17 protein-coding genes are annotated in these 15,683 nt (G+C 67.8%); 3 read left to right on the top strand and 14 right to left on the bottom strand.

From position 1 onward, the window contains the following. Positions 1-13: 13 nt before the first annotated feature. On the top strand, positions 14-655 hold the full coding sequence (dhaL, locus tag F0357_RS21795; RefSeq protein WP_153490037.1) for a dihydroxyacetone kinase subunit DhaL: 642 nt from the start codon (positions 14-16) through the stop codon (positions 653-655). A 54-nt stretch (positions 656-709) separates the two neighbouring features. On the opposite strand, the gene F0357_RS21800 is transcribed toward dhaL, so the two are convergent. The 5 genes from F0357_RS21800 to F0357_RS21820 all read right to left on the bottom strand — a co-directional run bounded on the left by F0357_RS21800 (position 710) and on the right by F0357_RS21820 (position 5,159). Further along, positions 710-1,471 carry an ABC transporter ATP-binding protein gene (locus F0357_RS21800; protein WP_153490041.1) on the bottom strand — a complete coding sequence of 254 codons (762 nt, stop codon included), beginning with the start codon at positions 1,469-1,471 and terminating at the stop codon, positions 710-712. Then, positions 1,468-2,478 (bottom strand): FecCD family ABC transporter permease, encoded by a 1,011-nt coding sequence (locus F0357_RS21805; RefSeq protein WP_153491532.1) that lies wholly within the window; start codon positions 2,476-2,478, stop codon positions 1,468-1,470. The genes F0357_RS21800 and F0357_RS21805 overlap by 4 nt, the downstream gene beginning before the upstream one ends. A gap of 26 nt (positions 2,479-2,504) precedes the next feature. Next, entirely contained in the window at positions 2,505-3,482 is a 978-nt protein-coding gene (locus tag F0357_RS21810) for an ABC transporter substrate-binding protein (protein ID WP_246161848.1), read from the bottom strand. A gap of 226 nt (positions 3,483-3,708) precedes the next feature. Continuing rightward, complete coding sequence (locus F0357_RS21815) at positions 3,709-3,960, bottom strand: DUF1272 domain-containing protein (protein ID WP_153490048.1); 252 nt, start codon at positions 3,958-3,960, stop codon at positions 3,709-3,711. 200 nt (positions 3,961-4,160) lie between these two features. After that, positions 4,161-5,159 (bottom strand): aldo/keto reductase, encoded by a 999-nt coding sequence (locus tag F0357_RS21820; protein ID WP_153491535.1) that lies wholly within the window; start codon positions 5,157-5,159, stop codon positions 4,161-4,163. Positions 5,160-5,275: 116 nt separating this feature from the next. On the opposite strand from F0357_RS21820, the gene F0357_RS21825 reads away from it, so the two are divergent. Continuing rightward, a complete protein-coding gene (locus F0357_RS21825) occupies positions 5,276-6,184 on the top strand; it encodes a LysR family transcriptional regulator (RefSeq protein WP_153490050.1) in 909 nt (302 codons plus the stop codon). 7 nt (positions 6,185-6,191) lie between these two features. Here the strand turns inward: F0357_RS21825 and F0357_RS21830 are convergent, their stop codons facing one another. The 6 genes from F0357_RS21830 to F0357_RS21855 form a co-directional block, all read right to left on the bottom strand. Next, entirely contained in the window at positions 6,192-7,400 is a 1,209-nt protein-coding gene (locus tag F0357_RS21830; RefSeq protein ID WP_153490053.1) for an iron-containing alcohol dehydrogenase, read from the bottom strand. Between the two features lie 22 nt (positions 7,401-7,422). Continuing rightward, on the bottom strand, positions 7,423-8,256 hold the full coding sequence (locus tag F0357_RS21835; RefSeq protein WP_153490057.1) for an ABC transporter permease: 834 nt from the start codon (positions 8,254-8,256) through the stop codon (positions 7,423-7,425). Between the two features lie 8 nt (positions 8,257-8,264). Further along, positions 8,265-9,137, bottom strand: a complete 873-nt coding sequence (locus F0357_RS21840) for an ABC transporter permease (RefSeq protein ID WP_153490062.1) — start codon at positions 9,135-9,137, stop codon at positions 8,265-8,267. A gap of 3 nt (positions 9,138-9,140) precedes the next feature. Continuing rightward, on the bottom strand, positions 9,141-10,238 hold the full coding sequence (locus F0357_RS21845; RefSeq protein ID WP_208948535.1) for an ABC transporter ATP-binding protein: 1,098 nt from the start codon (positions 10,236-10,238) through the stop codon (positions 9,141-9,143). Between the two features lie 83 nt (positions 10,239-10,321). Beyond that, positions 10,322-11,476, bottom strand: coding sequence for an ABC transporter substrate-binding protein (locus F0357_RS21850; RefSeq protein WP_153490069.1), 1,155 nt, complete (start codon positions 11,474-11,476; stop codon positions 10,322-10,324). Between the two features lie 51 nt (positions 11,477-11,527). Continuing rightward, positions 11,528-12,871, bottom strand: a complete 1,344-nt coding sequence (locus F0357_RS21855) for a glutamine synthetase family protein (RefSeq protein WP_153490073.1) — start codon at positions 12,869-12,871, stop codon at positions 11,528-11,530. A 147-nt stretch (positions 12,872-13,018) separates the two neighbouring features. On the opposite strand from F0357_RS21855, the gene F0357_RS25360 reads away from it, so the two are divergent. Continuing rightward, on the top strand, positions 13,019-13,816 hold the full coding sequence (locus F0357_RS25360) for a helix-turn-helix transcriptional regulator (RefSeq protein WP_153490077.1): 798 nt from the start codon (positions 13,019-13,021) through the stop codon (positions 13,814-13,816). A gap of 5 nt (positions 13,817-13,821) precedes the next feature. Here F0357_RS25360 and F0357_RS21865 read toward each other — a convergent pair whose 3' ends face one another. From F0357_RS21865 to speB, 3 genes are all read right to left on the bottom strand, one after another. After that, positions 13,822-14,322: a GNAT family N-acetyltransferase gene (locus F0357_RS21865; protein WP_312861780.1), complete on the bottom strand. Its 501-nt coding sequence runs from the start codon at positions 14,320-14,322 to the stop codon at positions 13,822-13,824. Beyond that, positions 14,319-14,573, bottom strand: coding sequence for a type II toxin-antitoxin system TacA family antitoxin (locus tag F0357_RS21870; protein WP_246161850.1), 255 nt, complete (start codon positions 14,571-14,573; stop codon positions 14,319-14,321). The genes F0357_RS21865 and F0357_RS21870 overlap by 4 nt, the downstream gene beginning before the upstream one ends. 90 nt (positions 14,574-14,663) lie before the next feature. Next, a complete protein-coding gene (speB, locus tag F0357_RS21875) occupies positions 14,664-15,638 on the bottom strand; it encodes an agmatinase (protein ID WP_153490084.1) in 975 nt (324 codons plus the stop codon). Positions 15,639-15,683: the final 45 nt, after the last annotated feature.

Raw genomic sequence — 15,683 nt, forward strand, 5'->3', positions numbered from 1 at the left:
GGGGGATGGGTTGATGCAATCCTTTGCGAACGAGGGCGCCGCCGGCATGGTCCTGGCGGTCGCCGGCGTGATCGTCGCCAACCGGGCGTACTTGAGCGAGATCGACGGCAAGATCGGTGACGGCGATCACGGCGTGAACATGGCCAAGGGCTTCGGCATGGCGGCCGAGCGGATCGGCCCGGACATGAGCCTCGCGACCGCTTTCGACTCCCTCGGCACGGTGCTGATGAGCGAGATCGGCGGGTCGATGGGGCCGCTCTACGGCATGATGTTCACCCGCTTCGCCGAAACGATCGACAAGGTGCCGGCGATCGATGCTGCGGCGTTCTCCGCGATGCTCGCGAGCGGGCTCGACGGCATCGAGACGATCGGCGCGGCCAAGGTGGGCGACAAGACGCTCCTCGATACGTTGGTGCCGGCGAAGACCGCGTTCGATGCGGCGATCGCCGAGGGACAATCCTTCGCCTCCGCCCTCGATGCGCTGTCGACGGCGGCGGAAGCGGGGCGTGACAGCACCAAGGATCTGGTGGCGAAGATCGGCCGGGCGAGCCGTCTCGGTGAGCGCTCCCTCGGCGTGCTCGATGCCGGCGCGACCTCCTGCGCCCTCATCCTGACCACGCTCGCAACCGAAGCGAAGGCGCGGCTCGGCGCCTGAGGAGCCTCGAGCCCTTTCGGACGGCCCCGCGGGTCGGCCGAAAGGGCGGCGTGTTCAGCGCAGAAAATGGATGTGCGGCCGCGCATGGTGCGGGGAGGGGGCGACCCGGGCTTCGACCGAGAAGACGGATCGCAGCAGGTCTTCCGTGAGGATGTCCTCAGGCGTGCCCGCGGCGACGACACGGCCGCGGGCGAGCACGACGAGGCGGTCACAGAACATCGCCGCGTGGTTCAGGTCGTGGAGCGCGATGACGCTCGTGACTGGCAGGCCCGCGATCAGCCGCAGCACGCCGATCTGATGCTCGATGTCGAGGTGGTTGGTGGGCTCGTCGAGGATGAGCTCCGTCGGGCTCTGGGCGAGCGCCTTGGCGATCTGGGCGCGCTGCTTCTCTCCGCCGGACAGGCGCTGCCAGCGCGCATCGCGCTTCTCTGAGAACCCGGCGACCGCGAGGGCCCGAGCGACGGCGTCCTCGTCCGCCGGTGTCCACCCCGCGAGGAGCGACCGGTGAGGATGCCGGCCGAGCCGCACCACGTCGGCCACGGTGAGGTTCGCGGTCGTCGTCGCGTGCTGCTCGACGAAGGCGACACGCCGGGCGAGCGCGCGGCGGCGGATCGTGCCGATCTCTCGATCATCCAGCAGAATGCGTCCCGCATCGGGCCGCTTCAGCCCCGCGAGGAGGCGGAGCAGCGACGTCTTACCGGACCCGTTCGGCCCGAGGAGGCCGACCATCTCGCCGGTCCTCACCTCGAGGGAGATGCCGTCGAGGATCACCGTCTTGCCGGCCTTCCAAGTGAGGTGTTCGGCGCGGATCGTCATGCGGCACGCTGCAAGCGGTAGAGCAGGAGCGAGAAGACCGGCACGCCGACCAGCGCGGTGACCACACCCACGGGGAGCACCTGCTGCGGAACCAGGGCGCGCGCGGCGATGTCCGCCAGGACCATGAAGATCGCCCCGGAGACGGCGCAGGCGGGCAGCAGGCGGATGTGCAGCGGCCCGACGAGGAAGCGGGTGACGTGGGGCACCACGAGGCCGACGAAGCCGATCGACCCGACCATGCTGACGATCGTCGCCGTCATCATCGCAGTGAGGCAGAATAATGTGAGCCGCGCCCTGGCGACGTCGACGCCGAGCGCCGCCGCGGCCTCGTCGCCGAAGGCGAAGGCATCGAGCACCCGCGCTTGGGTCAGGCACGCCACGAGGCCGGCCCCGACGACGCCCGCGACCAGCGCGAACTCCGGCCAGCGCACACCCCCGAAGCTGCCGAGGAGCCAGAACATCACGTCACGGGCCTGCTGGGCGTTAGCCGAGGTGGTCACGATGTAGGCCGTCGTCGCATTGAAGAGTTGCGAGGCGGCGACGCCCGCGAGAATGGTGCGGTCCGCGCCGGCGGCGGTGCCGTTCGACAGGAGGGCGACGAACAGGAAGGCCGCGAACGCGCCGGCGAATGCGCCGGCCGAGAGCGACACAGCCCCCGCACCGAGGCCGAGGATGACGATCGCGACCGCGCCTGTCGAAGCGCCGGCCGAAACGCCGAGGACGTAGGGTTCGGCGAGCGGGTTGCGCAGCAGCGCCTGCATGATCGCCCCGCAGAGCGCGAGGCCCGCGCCGCAGAACGCCGCGACGAGAGCCCGGCTGAGCCGGTAGTCCCAGATCACCGTCTCCTGAATCCGGCTGAGTGCCACATCGGTCCAGCCGAGCCGGTTGGTCACCGCCGCGACGGTCGTCGTCAGGGGGATCGGCAGATCGCCGACCCCGACGCTCACACCGACGACGGCGAGCACCGCGGCGAGGGACAGGATCGTCAGGCCGAGGAGCAGGCCCATCCGCCGGAGGGAGCGCACCGGTCCGCTCACCGGAGGAGACCGAGGGCCTTCAACTGCGCGGCGACCTGCTCCGCGCCGTAGATCGTGCGCACGCCGGGGTTCATCGCCTGGCCGTCCATGACGACGATCGCCTTCGACTTCACGGCCGGCAGTTCGCTGAGGGCGGGGTCCGTGGTGAGAAAGCGCACCTTGGCGTCGGACTTATCGAGTTCCCAACGATTGCGGTCGAGGCTCGCGGCGACGATCACGCCCGGGTTGGCGGCGATGATGCTCTCCCACCCGACCGTGGGCCACTCCGCCTCCGACGCGATCGCGTTGGTGCCGCCGAGCAGGTTGGCGATGTAGCCCGAGGCACCGTTCTTGCCGCCCACATAGGCGTCCGCGGACGGCGACGGGCTCGAGAACCAGAACAGATAGGAGAGCGGCTTGCCGCTCGTGCCGTTGTTCTGGACCATTGCGCGCAGGGCGGCCTCGCGCGCTTTGAAGTCGGCGATGAGGGCCTGGCCGCGATCCTGGACGTCGAAGATACGGGAAAGCTCGTCGATCTCCTGATAGAGGAGCGCGCTCGTCCACAGGCGGTCACGGCTCCCGTAGGTGTCCTTGGTCGCCTTGGTGTCGAGGCAGGTGCTCGGCGAGAGGTAGGTCGGCACGCCGACCTTTTCGAAATCCTCGCGTTTGGCGACCTTGCTGTTCGGACCGAGCAGGCTCGGCAGGGCCGCGGCGACTAAATCGGGGTCTTCGGCCAGCATCGATTCGAAGGTGGGGAACTCGACCGTGAGGAGCTTCACCTTGGCGTTGGCCGCGGCGAGCTGGGGCATGACGTGGCTGGGCCAGAAGGCGGTGCCGACCATCCGATCCTGTAGCCCGAGCAGAAGGAGAATCTCGGCGCTGTTCTGCCCGAGACCGATCGCCCGCTGCGGCGCCTTCGGGAACGTGACCTCGACCCCGCAATTCTCGAGGACGAGGGGATAATGCGTCGACGCGGCCTGCGCCGCATTCAGCATCAACAAAAGTGCAAATATAGAATTAGAGAATTTAAAAAGAGATAGAATTCGAGTCATGCCGTGTCCCAGATCTTTCCCATCTTGCGGCCGCTATATCAGGATCGGTCGGGACGACAAGAGGTAAGAACGAACACTGCTGCGAGAGGTGATTATAGTTATTCTAAGCGGATGTGACCCTATACGCAGACCGGCGGGCCGGCGCGGGTTCGCGCCGGCGCTCACGGCATTACATCGCGGGAGGCAAACAGCCGTCGGCCTTGAGGATACGCTTAGTGGAGGCTGGGTTCCGATCGAGCATGTGCGCCGGACGGATTGGTCGAACGACGAGGTTGCCCCCGCAATTGGGACTCGTGCCCCCGAGCACGCCGTCCGCGCAGGTCGCGCAAAATGTGCATTCGAATGTGCAGATACGGGCGTTCATGCTGGATGGCGGAAGGTCGCTATCACAGCATTCACAATTGGGTCGCAGCTCAAGCATTCGAGGCCTCCATCATTTGCGCCCATCGTCCCGAATATCCTCGGATCACGCAATAATCCGAGGCTTGGTCGCGTCACCGCTCGGGAGGCCGGCCGGCTCGAAATCTCTTTGTTCGGCCGGCAGCCTTGCTGGGCGGAATCGATGAAGTCCCACGTGAGGCGCCTCGGAGGAGGCGTTCGATCGCCCGATCCGGGCCGTCCTCAGCGGCGTTCGCTGTCGAGATCGGCCATCGCCTGAGCGTGATAGCGGTCGCCGCGCGCGGCGCCCTTCGGGACGGCGTGCTCGATCGCGGCGAGGTCTTCGGCGGAGAGCCGGACGTCGAGCGCGGCGAGGGCGTCGGTGAGTTGGGCGGGCCGGCGGGCGCCGATTAGGGGCACGATGTCGTCGCCTTGGGCGAGGGCCCAGGCGATCGCAGCTTGGGACATCGGCAGGCCTTTCGCCTCGGCGACGGCACGCAGCGCCTCCACGAGCGCGAGGTTCGCCGCGCCGTTCTCGCCCTCGAAGCGCGGGCTGTGGGCGCGGTAGTCTCCGGCGCCGTAGCCGCCCGGCCGCCAACGGCCGCCGAGCATGCCGCGCGCGAGGATGCCGTAGGCCGTGACGTCGATGCCGAGATCGCGCAGGGTGGGGAGGATCTCGTCCTCGATGCCGCGCGAGAGCAGCGAATATTCGATCTGGAGATCGACGATCGGGTGCACCGCCGCCGCGCGGCGGATCGTTTGCGCGCCGACCTCCGACAAGCCGATATGGCGGATGTGCCCCGCCTTGGCGAGTTCGGCGAGGGTGCCGATCACCGCCTCGACGTCGGTGCCGGGCGGCAGGCGGGCCGGCCTGTAGATATCGATGTATTCGGTGCCGAGGCGCTTGAGCGAATAGGCGAGGGCCGTCTTGATCGCTGCGGGGGTCAGGGCATAGCCCAGCCATTGGCCGGTCGGGTCGCGCTGTGCGCCGAACTTGACGCTGAGCACGTAGCGGTCGCGGGCGATGCCGCGAAGCGCTTCGGCGACGAGCATCTCGTTGTCTCCCATGGCGTAGAAATCGCCGGTGTCGAACAGGGTGACGCTGGCATCGAGCGCGGCGTGGATCGTGGCGATGCTCTCGGCGCGGTCGGCCGGACCATAGACGCCGTCCGACATGCCCATGCAGCCGAGGGCGAAGGCGGACACGACGGGTCCGGTCTTTCCGAGTTGGCGGGTCTTCATCGGGTTGATCTCCTCGAAGCAGCGGGGAAAGGCCCCGTCCGTGAAACGAAGATGCATCCGATAAGATCGTGCGATAATCCGTAGATCATGGAACGACGTGTACGGAATTCCGCACAATGGCCGACGCCCCGCTCGACGATCTCCACGCCTTCGCTGCCGTCGCCCGCGCCCGCGGCTTTCGCGGCGCGGCTGTTGCGGAAGGCGTCTCTGCCTCCGCGTTGAGCGAAGCGGTGCGTCGGCTCGAGACGCGGCTCGGCGTCCGCCTGCTCAACCGCACGACCCGCTCCGTCGCCCCGACGGAGGCAGGTCTCCGGCTGCTCGAACGTTTGACGCCCGCGCTCGACGAGATCGCCGCCGCGCTCGACGGGATCAACAGCGTCCGGGCGCGCCCGAGCGGCACCCTGCGGCTCAACGTGCCGGTGATCGTGTCGCGCTTCGTGCTGCCGCCGATCGTCGGCGGATTTCTGAGCGCCTATCCGGACATCACCCTCGACGTCATGGCGGAGGACAGCTTCGTCGATATTCTCGCCGCCGGCTTCGACGCGGGCGTGCGTTATGACGAACGGCTCGAGCTCGACATGATCGCGGTGCCGATCGGCCCGCGCACCCAGCGTTATGTGGCGGCGGCGTCCCCGGCTTATCTCGCGGCGCATGGCCCGCCGAACCATCCCGGCGACCTCGTCGGACATGCCTGCATCCGCCACCGCTTTCCGGGCCGGGCGAGCCCGGCATGGGAGTTCGAGCGGGGCGACGAGATCGTGCGGGTGAGCGTCCAGGGACCGCTCGTCGCCTCGACGCTCGATCTTCAGATCGCCGCGGCCGTCGCCGGCCTCGGCATCCTCTATTCGTTCGAGGATGCGCTCGCGCCGGAGATCGCGGCGGGCCGGCTGGTGCCGGTGCTGGAGGACTGGTGGCAGTCCTTTTCAGGGCCCTATCTCTATTATGCGGGGCGGCGTTATCTGCCCGCCCCGCTTCGCGCTTTCGTCGATTATGTGCGGGTGCTTCCCGCCTCCGCGGCCGGGTGAGCGCGCCTCAGAGGCGGCCGTCGATCGCCCGGTCGAGCAGGCCCCGGAGGTTCGCCGTGTCGAGGGCGATCGGGTTGCCGCCGGCGCACGGGTCGGCGAGCGCCATCTCGACCACCTTGTCGCGGTCGATGTCGTGAAGGCCGATGTCGCCGAGGGTGGCGCCGATGCCGAGCCCGTCGCGCAGCCGGACGATCCATTGGATCACCGCGTCGCCGTCGTGGGCCGGCAGGTCGAGGATGCGGGCGAGCGCGGTCAGCTTGTCCTCGACCGCCGGACGGTTGAAGGCGACGACATAGGGCATCAGCACCGCGTTGAGCAGGCCATGATGGGCGTCGTGGAGGGCGCCGAGCGGATGGGCGAGGGCGTGGATGGCACCGAGCCCCTTCTGCAGCGCCACGCAGCCCATGCCGGAGGCGATCAGCATCTGCGACCGTGCCTCGATGTCGGAGCCGTCCGCGACGGCGCGCGGCAGGTGCTCCTTGATGAGCCGCATCGCATTGAGCGCGACGCCCTCGGCCATCGGGTGGAAGGTCGGCGCGCTGTAGGCTTCGAGGGCGTGCGAGAGCGCGTCCATCCCGGTCGCGGCCGTCACCTTGGCCGGCAGGCCGAGGGTGAGCTCGGCGTCCATGAAGACGATGTTCGGCATCATCCGGGGATGGAAGACGATGACCTTCCGCCCCTCGGTTTCGTGGGTGATGACCGAGGAGCGGCCGAGCTCGGAGCCGGTGCCGGCGGTCGTCGGGATCGCGATGACGGGGATCAGGGCGCTGGTATCGACCCGCTTCCAGTTGTCACCGATGTCTTCGAAGTCCCACATCGGGCGGCTCTGGGTCGCCATCAGGGCGATCGCCTTCGCCGCGTCGAGGGCACTGCCGCCGCCCAGCGCCACGACGAGATCGTGGCCGCCGGCTTTCAGGGCCGCGACGCCCGCCGCGACGTTGCCGCCGGTCGGGTTCGGCTTGACGTCCGAGAAGAGCGCAGCCGTGACGCCACCCGCCGCGAGCACGTCCATGACCCGGGCGGTGAGCGGCAGATCGGCGAGGCCGCGGTCGGTGACGACGAGCGGACGGCGCGCTCCGAGCTCGGCGACCGCGGCGGCGAGTTCGGCGATCCGCCCCGCGCCGAAGCGCACGGAGGTCGGGAAGCTCCAGTTGGAGACGGCCGCGGCAGCGGGCGGCGCGGCCCGGAAGGACGCGGGCTCGGCGATATCGATCATGGCACCCTCGGAGGACTAGGGATCAGGCCGGTTCGGCGAGGCGGTTACGGCGGGCGGCGCGACGGCGCACGACGTCCGCGACCACCACCAGCACCAGCGCCGGAATGAAGTTCAGCGTGGCGAGCGCGGGATAGATCGGCGAGGAGCCAACCGCGATGCCGCTATAGACGAAGGTCGGCAGCGTACGGATCGTGCCGCCGAGGCTGTAGGAAATGTAGAAATTTCCCCACGACAGCAGGAAGGCGAAGCTCGCCGCCGAGAAGATCCCGGGCCACAGCAGCGGCAGCGTGATCTCGCGGAACACGACCCACCCGCTCGCACCGGCATCGCGCGCGGCGTCTTCCAGCGTCTCGTCGAAGCCGTAGACCTGCACCGCCACGATCACCAGCGTGAACGGCGTGATGTAGACGATGTGGCCGATGACGACGCTCGCGAGCCCGGTGGTGAAGCCGAGCCATTGGCCGAGCACCGAGAACCACAGCAGCATCACCACGCCGAGCAGGAGCTGCGGAAAGAGCAGCGGCGCGAAGGTGAGGGCGCGGAAGAAGGTCTGCAGCCGGAAGCGGAAGCGGATCCAGGCGATGGCCCCGGCGGCGCCGAGAACCGTCGCGAAAATCGTCGTGATCGCAGCGATCAACGCCGAATTCTTCAGCGCCGGGATGAAGTCTCCCTTGGCGAACAGGGCCGGGTACCATTCGGTGGACCAGGTCTCGATCGGCAGCGTGAGCATGCGGCTGCCGGTGAACGAGAACACGACGAGGGTGATGATCGGCACGTAGAAGAAGGCGAGCAGGAGAGCGACGGAGCCCACCAGCAGGGTGTCGACGAGGGCGCTCTTGGTACGGTCTGACATCATGCTTCCCCTCACGCCGGGCTCGCCACGCGGCGGCGGCGCATCGCCACGAGGGCGGAGATCGCGAGCGAGAGGGCGCCGATGACGATGAGCACCAGGGTCAGCGCGGCGCCGAGCGGCCAGTTCACCCGGGTCTCGAAGCTCTGGCGGATGAGTTCCGAGGCCATCGGCGAATTGCCGCCGCCCATCACCTTCGGCTCCAGGAAGGCGCCGAGGCTGAGGACGAAGACGAGCACCGCACCGGCATAGAGGCCCGGCTTCGAGAGCGGCAGCGTCACCTCGAAGAACGTGCGCAGGCGAGAGGCGCCTGCGTCATAGGCGGCGAGTTGCAGGTCGCGGTCGATGCGCACGAGCGACAGGTAGATCGTGAACATCGGATAGACGGCGAGGTTGTAGACCATGCCGATCATCGTCGCGGACGGGGTGAAGAGCAGATTGAGCGCCTGCGGCCCAAACCCGAGATAGGATAGCCCCCAGTTCAGCACGCCGTTCTTGTCGAGCACGAGGATCCAGCCGAACGTCTTCAACACGGCATCGGTCAGGAAGGCGAAGGTGATGAGGATGGTCACGTGCCGCTGGAGGCTGCCGAGCCGCGTCGCCAGCGCATAGGCGACCGGCATCGCGATCGCGAGCGACAGCACGACGCAGACGAGCGACATCGCCACGGTGCGCAGCATGATCGTCCAATAGAACGGCTTGCCGAACACGTCGCGCCAGGTGGCGAGGTCCCAGGTCCAGATCAGGCGGTAATATTTGGTGGTCTGGAAGCTCAGGATGCCGGTCATCGCGAGCGGCACCAGGAAGAAGACGATCATCAGGAGCGTGAGCGGCACCGTGGTGCCGAGGAGCAAGGGATCGCGCCAGGATTTCCGATCAATCCGCATCTGTCACTCCCGGATGAGCACGATGTCGGACCGGTCGAAGCCGATCGTCACGGCCTCGCCGACGGCGGCCGGCAGGTTCGGCGTGCCCGGCAGGTCCATCACGACCGGGACGGGGTGCCCCTCGACCCGGACGCGATATTGGATCGAGGCGCCTTTGACGAAGAATTCCTCGACATGCCCCGCGAGCGTGGCGAAGGGCTGGGGCTCGTTCGCGCCGGCGAAGCGGAGCGCTTCGGGGCGCACCAGGAGGAGGGCGCTCGGGCCCGTCACGGCGCTCGTCGCCTGCGCCTTGGAAACGAGCGCGCCGGTGCAGGAGATGATCGGCGAGCCGAAGGCGATGTCGTCGCCCGGCCCCGCATCGATGCGCACGGGGAACAGGTTGGTGTCGCCGATGAAGCTCGCCACGAACGAATCCGCCGGGCGATAATAGATCTCGGACGGCGTGCCGATCTGGACGACGTTGCCGGCGCGCATCACGCAGATGCGGTCGGCGAGCATCATCGCCTCTTCGAGATCGTGGGTGACGAGCACGAACGAGGTGCCGAGATTGCGGTGCAGGTTCTTCAGTTCCGCCTGAAGCGACTTCTTGAGCTTGGCGTCGAGGGCGCTCATCGGCTCGTCGAGGAGGAGCACGCCGGGTTGGGAGACGAGGGCGCGGGCCAGCGCGACACGCTGCTGCTCGCCGCCCGAAAGCTGCGCCGGGAAGCGGTCGAGATAGGCCGTCTTCAGGTGCATCAGTTCCAACATGGCGCGGATGCGCGTCTCCGCCTCGGCGGCGGGCACCTTCGCGAGCTTCAGCGGAAAGCCGATATTGTCGCGCACCGTCTTATGGGGAAACAGCGCGAGCTTCTGGAACACCATGCGGGTCGGCCGCTTGGCCGCCGGCACGTCGTTCATGTCGCGCCCCTCGATCTTCAGCGTGCCGCCGGTCGGCTGCTCGAAGCCGGCGACGATCTTGAGGAGCGTGGTCTTGCCGCAGCCGGACGGGCCGACGAGCGCGACGAATTCGCCCGCGCCGACCTCGAGCGACACCGAATGGAGCGCACGGAAGGGGCCGTAATCCTTGACGATGGCGGACGCTTCGATGATGGGGCTCGGCAATGGTCTCGCTCGCGCAATGGGATCGGTCGGGAATAGGGGAGCCCGCCCGGCGGATCGTCGGGCGGGCTCGCGGGGGCGGGACGTCAGCGGGCCGCGAGTTCTTCCTGCCAGATCGCCAGCATGTCGTCGATGTTCGGCGCGATCGTGTGGAACAGGCTGTTGTCCCAGGCGTGCCACATATAATCCATCTGCAACGCGCTCTTCTGCTCCGGCGTGAACAGCGCTTCCGCCTTCTGGTTCGGCACCAGATTGCAGGTCGCCTCGGTGATCGCGAGCTTCACCGCGACGTCTGGCGAGACGATGTATTTCAGGAACTTCTTGGCGAGCGTCGGGTCGTTGCCGTTGTCGAGGAGGCCGGTCGCCTCCATCCAGATGATGCCCTGCTTCAGCCCGTTGCGGGGCTCCGGCACGATCGACTGCACATAATCGTGGCCGGCGAGGCGCAGCGACGAGGTGCAGTAGGAGCCGCCGCCGATCAGGCAGCGGAACGAGCCGTCGAGCAGGCCCTTCTGGGCGATGGCGAGATCGCCGACGATGGCGCGGGTGTTCTTGAACGCCGCGCGCAGCACCTTGCGGACTTCGTCGAGCTCGTTCTTATCGAGCTCCTTGTAGGGGTTCACGCCGGCATAGAGGGCGAGCGGCATGATCGGCCAATCACCCCAATCGAGCAGGCAGATCTTGTCGCGGTAGGCCGGATCGAAGACGGGAGCGTAGCTCGACCAGGTCTCGAGCTTGTCGAACTTGGTGTTCACGGTCGGGCCGACCCAGCCCCAGCGCGTCGGCAGGCCGGTCGCCTTGCCCTCGTATTGCAGCGGCGCGAACGGCGCGCGGAACTGCGGATAGAACTCGGCATATTGGTCGGCGAACTCGGCATCGTCGATGAAGCGGTCGATGCCGGCCGGACCCATGCGGGCGATCCAGGGGCTGTCCGAAGACACGAGGTCGAAGGCACGGTAGGCACCGGCCGCGAGCTTGGCGAAGCCGCCGGCGGAATCGGTGATCAGATCGACCGAGATCTGGACGTCGTTCGCCTTCTGGAAGGGATCGAGGATCGCCGGGGCGTTGTAGCCCTCCCAGCACATATAGTTCAGCGACTGAGCGGCGCGGGCGCCCTGGAACGCGCCCGGCAGCACGCCGCCGGCCGCAAGCGCCGCGCCGGCGCCCATGCCCTTCAGCACGGTGCGGCGGGACAGCGGGGACTTCATCGCATTCGGGGTGTTGGGATCGTCTTTCGTCACGGGTTCGGTCCTTGTTCTGGCTCTGGAAGGGTTGCGAAGCACGGTTCGAGGTCAGACCACCTCGAGGTAGCGGCGGATTTCCCACGGGCTGACATGGCGGCGATATTCGGCGTCCTCGAAACGTCGGGCGGCGGCGAACGCATCGACGAAGGCGTCCCCGAACAAGGCGCGGGCCGGCGCCGAGGCGGCGAAGCGCTCGGCCGCCCGGCCGAGATCGGACGGGAAGACGGCGGCCGGGTCCGGCGTCGCGGCATAGAGATTGGCACGGCTGCCCGGCGGCGGCTCGATCTCGTTGCGGATGCCCCAGAGACCGGCACCGAGGCACATGGCGAGCGAGAGATAGGGGTTGGTGTCCGCGGAGGGGACGCGGAACTCGACGCGCGTCGCCTCCGGCGCGTCGTTGATGACGCGCACCGCGGCGGTGCGATTCTGCACGCCCCAGTTCGCCGCCGTCGGCGCCCAGGCGCCCGGCACCATGCGCTTGTAGGCGTTCACCGTGTGGCTGCACATCGCGAGCATCTCGGGCATCAGCGCGACGAGGCCGCCGATGAAGTGCCGCGCGGTCCGGCTCAAGCCCTCCGGCTCGGCCGCGTCGTGGAAGGCCGGCGTGCCGTCCGGGCGCGTCAGCGAGACGTGGAGATGGCCCGACTGGCCGGCGAGATCCGGCGACAGCTTCGACATGAAGGCCGCGGTCAGCCCGTTGCGCAGAAAATAGGCCTTGGCGAAATTCTTGAAGAGTGCGGCGTCATCGGCGGCCTTGATGCCCTTGGCGTGGTGCAGCGGCGCCTCGAAGCACCCCGGCCCGAGCTCGGTGTGGATCGCCTCGATCTCGATGCCGAGCGTCTCCATCGTCTGCCGGAGCCCGCCGATCAGGTCGCCGTAGAGCGCGGTCGTCTGGAGCGAATAGGTGCGGTTGCCTTGCGCGAAATGGTCGAGGCCGGTGAAGTCCTTGGCGCGCAGGCTCTCCGGCGTCTCGTCGAAGACGAAGAATTCGAACTCGAAGGCGGCGTTGACGTCGAAGCCGAGCGCGCCGAGCTCGGCGATCATTCGAAGGGCCTGGGTGCGGGGAGAGAGCGCGCCGAAGTCGCCCTCGAAATCGGCGATGCACACCGCGGCCTTGTCGGCGAAGGGATAGCGGCGCAGGTTTTCGGCAAAGAGCGTCGCGGGCCGGTCGATATAGGCACCGCTGTCGTAGGTCTTCTCGGCGGTATCCCAGCAATAGAGCACTTCGCAGAAGGGATAGCCCTTGGCGGCGAGCTTCACCGCCTTGTCGGCCGACACCTGCTTATGGCGGAACACGCCGTCCGGATCGAAGATGCCGATATGCACGTCGCGCGCATCGAGTGCTGCAAGACCGGTCTCGAGCTGCCGCGCCGCGTTGTGCCGATCCGTCATTCCGCCATGTCCCCCAACCGCTCTCGGCGATTGTTTGCTCTGTGAACCTTTTCATCAGGCTAGGGGCGGGCGGATGCGCTAGGAATATCCCTCGGGGTATAGGCGTGCGAAAATCCGCGCCCCATCCGACAGCAGGGAGACCGACGCGTGCAGAGCGCTTTCGCGGACTGGAATGCGGCCGTGGGCCGGGGGCTCGAGGCCCTCGGCACGGCGGAATTTCCGCGCGCTCTCGAAGACGCAGTGCGGGCGGCGGTGCCCTTCGACATCTTCATGGTGTTCGCCTATTCGGGGCCGGAAAACCCGATCTGCCTCGCCCACAACATGGATGGCGGCCGGGCCGAAACGGTGATCGAGGCCTATGCCCGCGGGCCCTATCTGCTCGATCCGTTCTATGGCGCGGCGATCGGCCACGAGCCGGCCGGGGTGATCCGCCTGAAGTCGCTGGCGCCGGACCTCTTCTACACCTCCGAATATTTCAAACAGCATTATGAGCGGACCTGCATCCGCGACGAGGTCGGCTTCCTCCTGCGCCCGGCGCTGGGGACGGCGATCGTCGTCAGCGTGACGCGGCCGATCGACGGGCCGGCCTTCTCCGCCCGCGACATGCAGACGATCCGCGCGATCGAGCCGGTGGTCCGCCGGCTCGGCGAGAGCCACTGGCGCGACATCGGCCAGCGTTTCACGCCGGGGCGTCGCAACGGGGCGAAGGCGGGGCCGATCGACCGCGCGCTCGACGCCATGGCGGTCGGCCACCTGACGCCGCGGGAGATCGAGATCACGGCTCTCGTGCTGCGGGGCCACTCGAACGCCTCGATCGCCGACCTTTTGAAGATCAGCGCCGGGACAGTGAAGATCCACCGCCGCAACATCTACCAGAAGCTTCAGATCGGCTCCCAGGCCGACCTCTTCGCCCGCTTCATCGCCCACCTCGCGACGGTGAGCTGAGGGGGCTAGAGCAGGCTCAGGGCCGTTGCGATCGGGAGGAAGAGCGTGCGCGGCCGTTTGATCAACTCGACGAAGCCGAACGAGGCATAAAACGAGGCCGCGTTGTCGTCGATCGCGTCTGCGAAGATCGCGTGCGCACCGATCGGGGCGTCCGCCACGGTCTTGATGGCGTCGAAGAGCAGCGCCTCCCCGAGACCCTGTCCGGCATAATCGCGGTGCCGGCCGAGCCATCCAATGAGGACCGCAGGCACAGCCGGATAGCGCGGCAGCTTCCTCGCGAACGGCTGCGGCACCGCCGTCAGCGGCACGTTGCTCGAAGATAGAGTGTAGAAGCCGGCAATCTGGTCCGTCGCCTTCTCCAGCGCGACGAAGCATGTGGCGTAGTTGCGCTTCACATCCTGCGAGACTGTTTCGCGAAAATAGAGATCGATTCGTTCGTTTCCGCAGGTGAAGCCGCCGCGGTCATGCGCCCGCGAGAGGGGCTCGATGACGAAGCGGGGGCTCACCGGCGCTCGATCAAGTCGGCATGGCGCTTCGCGGCGCGGCTCAAGCGGGCGTTGGGAGCCGGCGGATCGATAAGGGCCTCGGCGAATCGAATCTGGTCTTCCCGCGCGAGCCGCAGGATCTCTGCGTCTTCGATGACGCGCCGTGCATCCTCCCCAGCGGTTGCGATCAGATAGCCCGTGAGGGTCATGCCGCGAAGTCGCGCGGCGCGCTGCATCTGGTCGTAGATCTCGACCGGAATGCGCGCCTCCAACCGGGCCGTCTCAGCTTCCGTCTGCGATTTCGGCATGGCGTCCTCCTGTCGAGATAAAATACGGCAAGATGCCGTATTTTCAAGGGCGCCTCACCTCGCGCCCGCAGACGATCGCGTCTCCGCCACCTGCCGGGCGACGAGGCAGAGCAGTTCGAACAGAATGGTCGCCCCGGCGAGTGCGGTCATGCCGGCGAGATCGAATGGGGGCGAGACTTCGACGACATCGGCGCCGACGATCCGCACGCCCTCGAGGAGCCGAACCAGCGCCTGCGCCTCCCGGGTGGTGAAACCGCCGATCTCGGGCGTTCCGGTCCCCGGCGCCATCGACGGATCGATGCAATCGACGTCGAAGGAGATGTAGGTGGGACCGTCGCCGACGATCGCCCGCGCCTCGGCCATGATGTCGGACGCACCACGCCTGACGAACTCCTCCATGTAGACGATGCGGATGCCCTGATCCTTCGCCCAGGCGTGTTCGTCGGGGGCGTAGATCGAACCGCGGATGCCGATCTGCACGACGCGGTGCGGGTCGAGCAGACCCTCCTCGATGGCACGGCGGAACGGGGTGCCGTGGGTGTAGAGGTTGTCGCCGAAATAAAGGTCGTTGGTGTCCGAGTGCGCGTCGAAATGGATCATGCCGACGGGACCCGAGCGGGCGACGGCGCGCAGCACGGGAAGCGTCGTCAGATGGTCGCCCCCGACGGCGAGGGGAACGGCGCCGGCCACCACCACGCTGCGCACGCCGGCCTCGATCCTGGCAAGCGCGTCCAGGAGGTCGATCGGATTGACGGAGAGATCGCCGATGTCGGCCACGCGGGCGAGCTTGAACGGTTCGATTCCGGAAACGTGGTGGGTCGAGCGCATCAGGGTCGATTGGTTGCGAACCTCGCGCGGCCCGTGGCGGGCGCCGGCGCGATTCGTCGTGCCGCCGTCCCAGGGGATGCCGAACAGGGCGATGTCGAGCTCCGCCGCGGACGTCGCGAGCGGGAGCCGCATGAAGGTTGCTGGCCCTGCGAACCGCGGAACCAGGCCGGAATCGATCGGCTGCGGAAAGGATGTGCTCATCGATCGTCCGGTTGCGGCGGCGGGCGTGGGCTTGGCGGCGGGAGA

The sequence above is a fragment of the Segnochrobactrum spirostomi genome (assembly GCF_009600605.1).
Lineage (GTDB): Bacteria > Pseudomonadota > Alphaproteobacteria > Rhizobiales > Segnochrobactraceae > Segnochrobactrum > Segnochrobactrum spirostomi.

Excerpts from the sequence above, each read along its gene's own strand:
- F0357_RS21815 (WP_153490048.1), bottom strand. The coding sequence starts at position 3,960 with ATGCTTGAGCTGCGACCCAATTGTGAATGCTGTGATAGCGACCTTCCG.
- F0357_RS21840 (WP_153490062.1), bottom strand. The coding sequence starts at position 9,137 with ATGCGGATTGATCGGAAATCCTGGCGCGATCCCTTGCTCCTCGGCACC.
- F0357_RS21855 (WP_153490073.1), bottom strand. The coding sequence starts at position 12,871 with ATGACGGATCGGCACAACGCGGCGCGGCAGCTCGAGACCGGTCTTGCA.
- dhaL (WP_153490037.1), top strand. The coding sequence starts at position 14 with ATGCAATCCTTTGCGAACGAGGGCGCCGCCGGCATGGTCCTGGCGGTC.
- speB (WP_153490084.1), bottom strand. The coding sequence starts at position 15,638 with ATGAGCACATCCTTTCCGCAGCCGATCGATTCCGGCCTGGTTCCGCGG.
- F0357_RS21805 (WP_153491532.1), bottom strand. The coding sequence starts at position 2,478 with ATGGGCCTGCTCCTCGGCCTGACGATCCTGTCCCTCGCCGCGGTGCTC.
- F0357_RS21830 (WP_153490053.1), bottom strand. The coding sequence starts at position 7,400 with ATGATCGATATCGCCGAGCCCGCGTCCTTCCGGGCCGCGCCGCCCGCT.
- F0357_RS21835 (WP_153490057.1), bottom strand. The coding sequence starts at position 8,256 with ATGATGTCAGACCGTACCAAGAGCGCCCTCGTCGACACCCTGCTGGTG.
- F0357_RS21820 (WP_153491535.1), bottom strand. The coding sequence starts at position 5,159 with ATGAAGACCCGCCAACTCGGAAAGACCGGACCCGTCGTGTCCGCCTTC.
- F0357_RS21800 (WP_153490041.1), bottom strand. The coding sequence starts at position 1,471 with ATGACGATCCGCGCCGAACACCTCACTTGGAAGGCCGGCAAGACGGTG.
- F0357_RS21810 (WP_246161848.1), bottom strand. The coding sequence starts at position 3,482 with ATGCTGAATGCGGCGCAGGCCGCGTCGACGCATTATCCCCTCGTCCTC.
- F0357_RS21825 (WP_153490050.1), top strand. The coding sequence starts at position 5,276 with ATGGCCGACGCCCCGCTCGACGATCTCCACGCCTTCGCTGCCGTCGCC.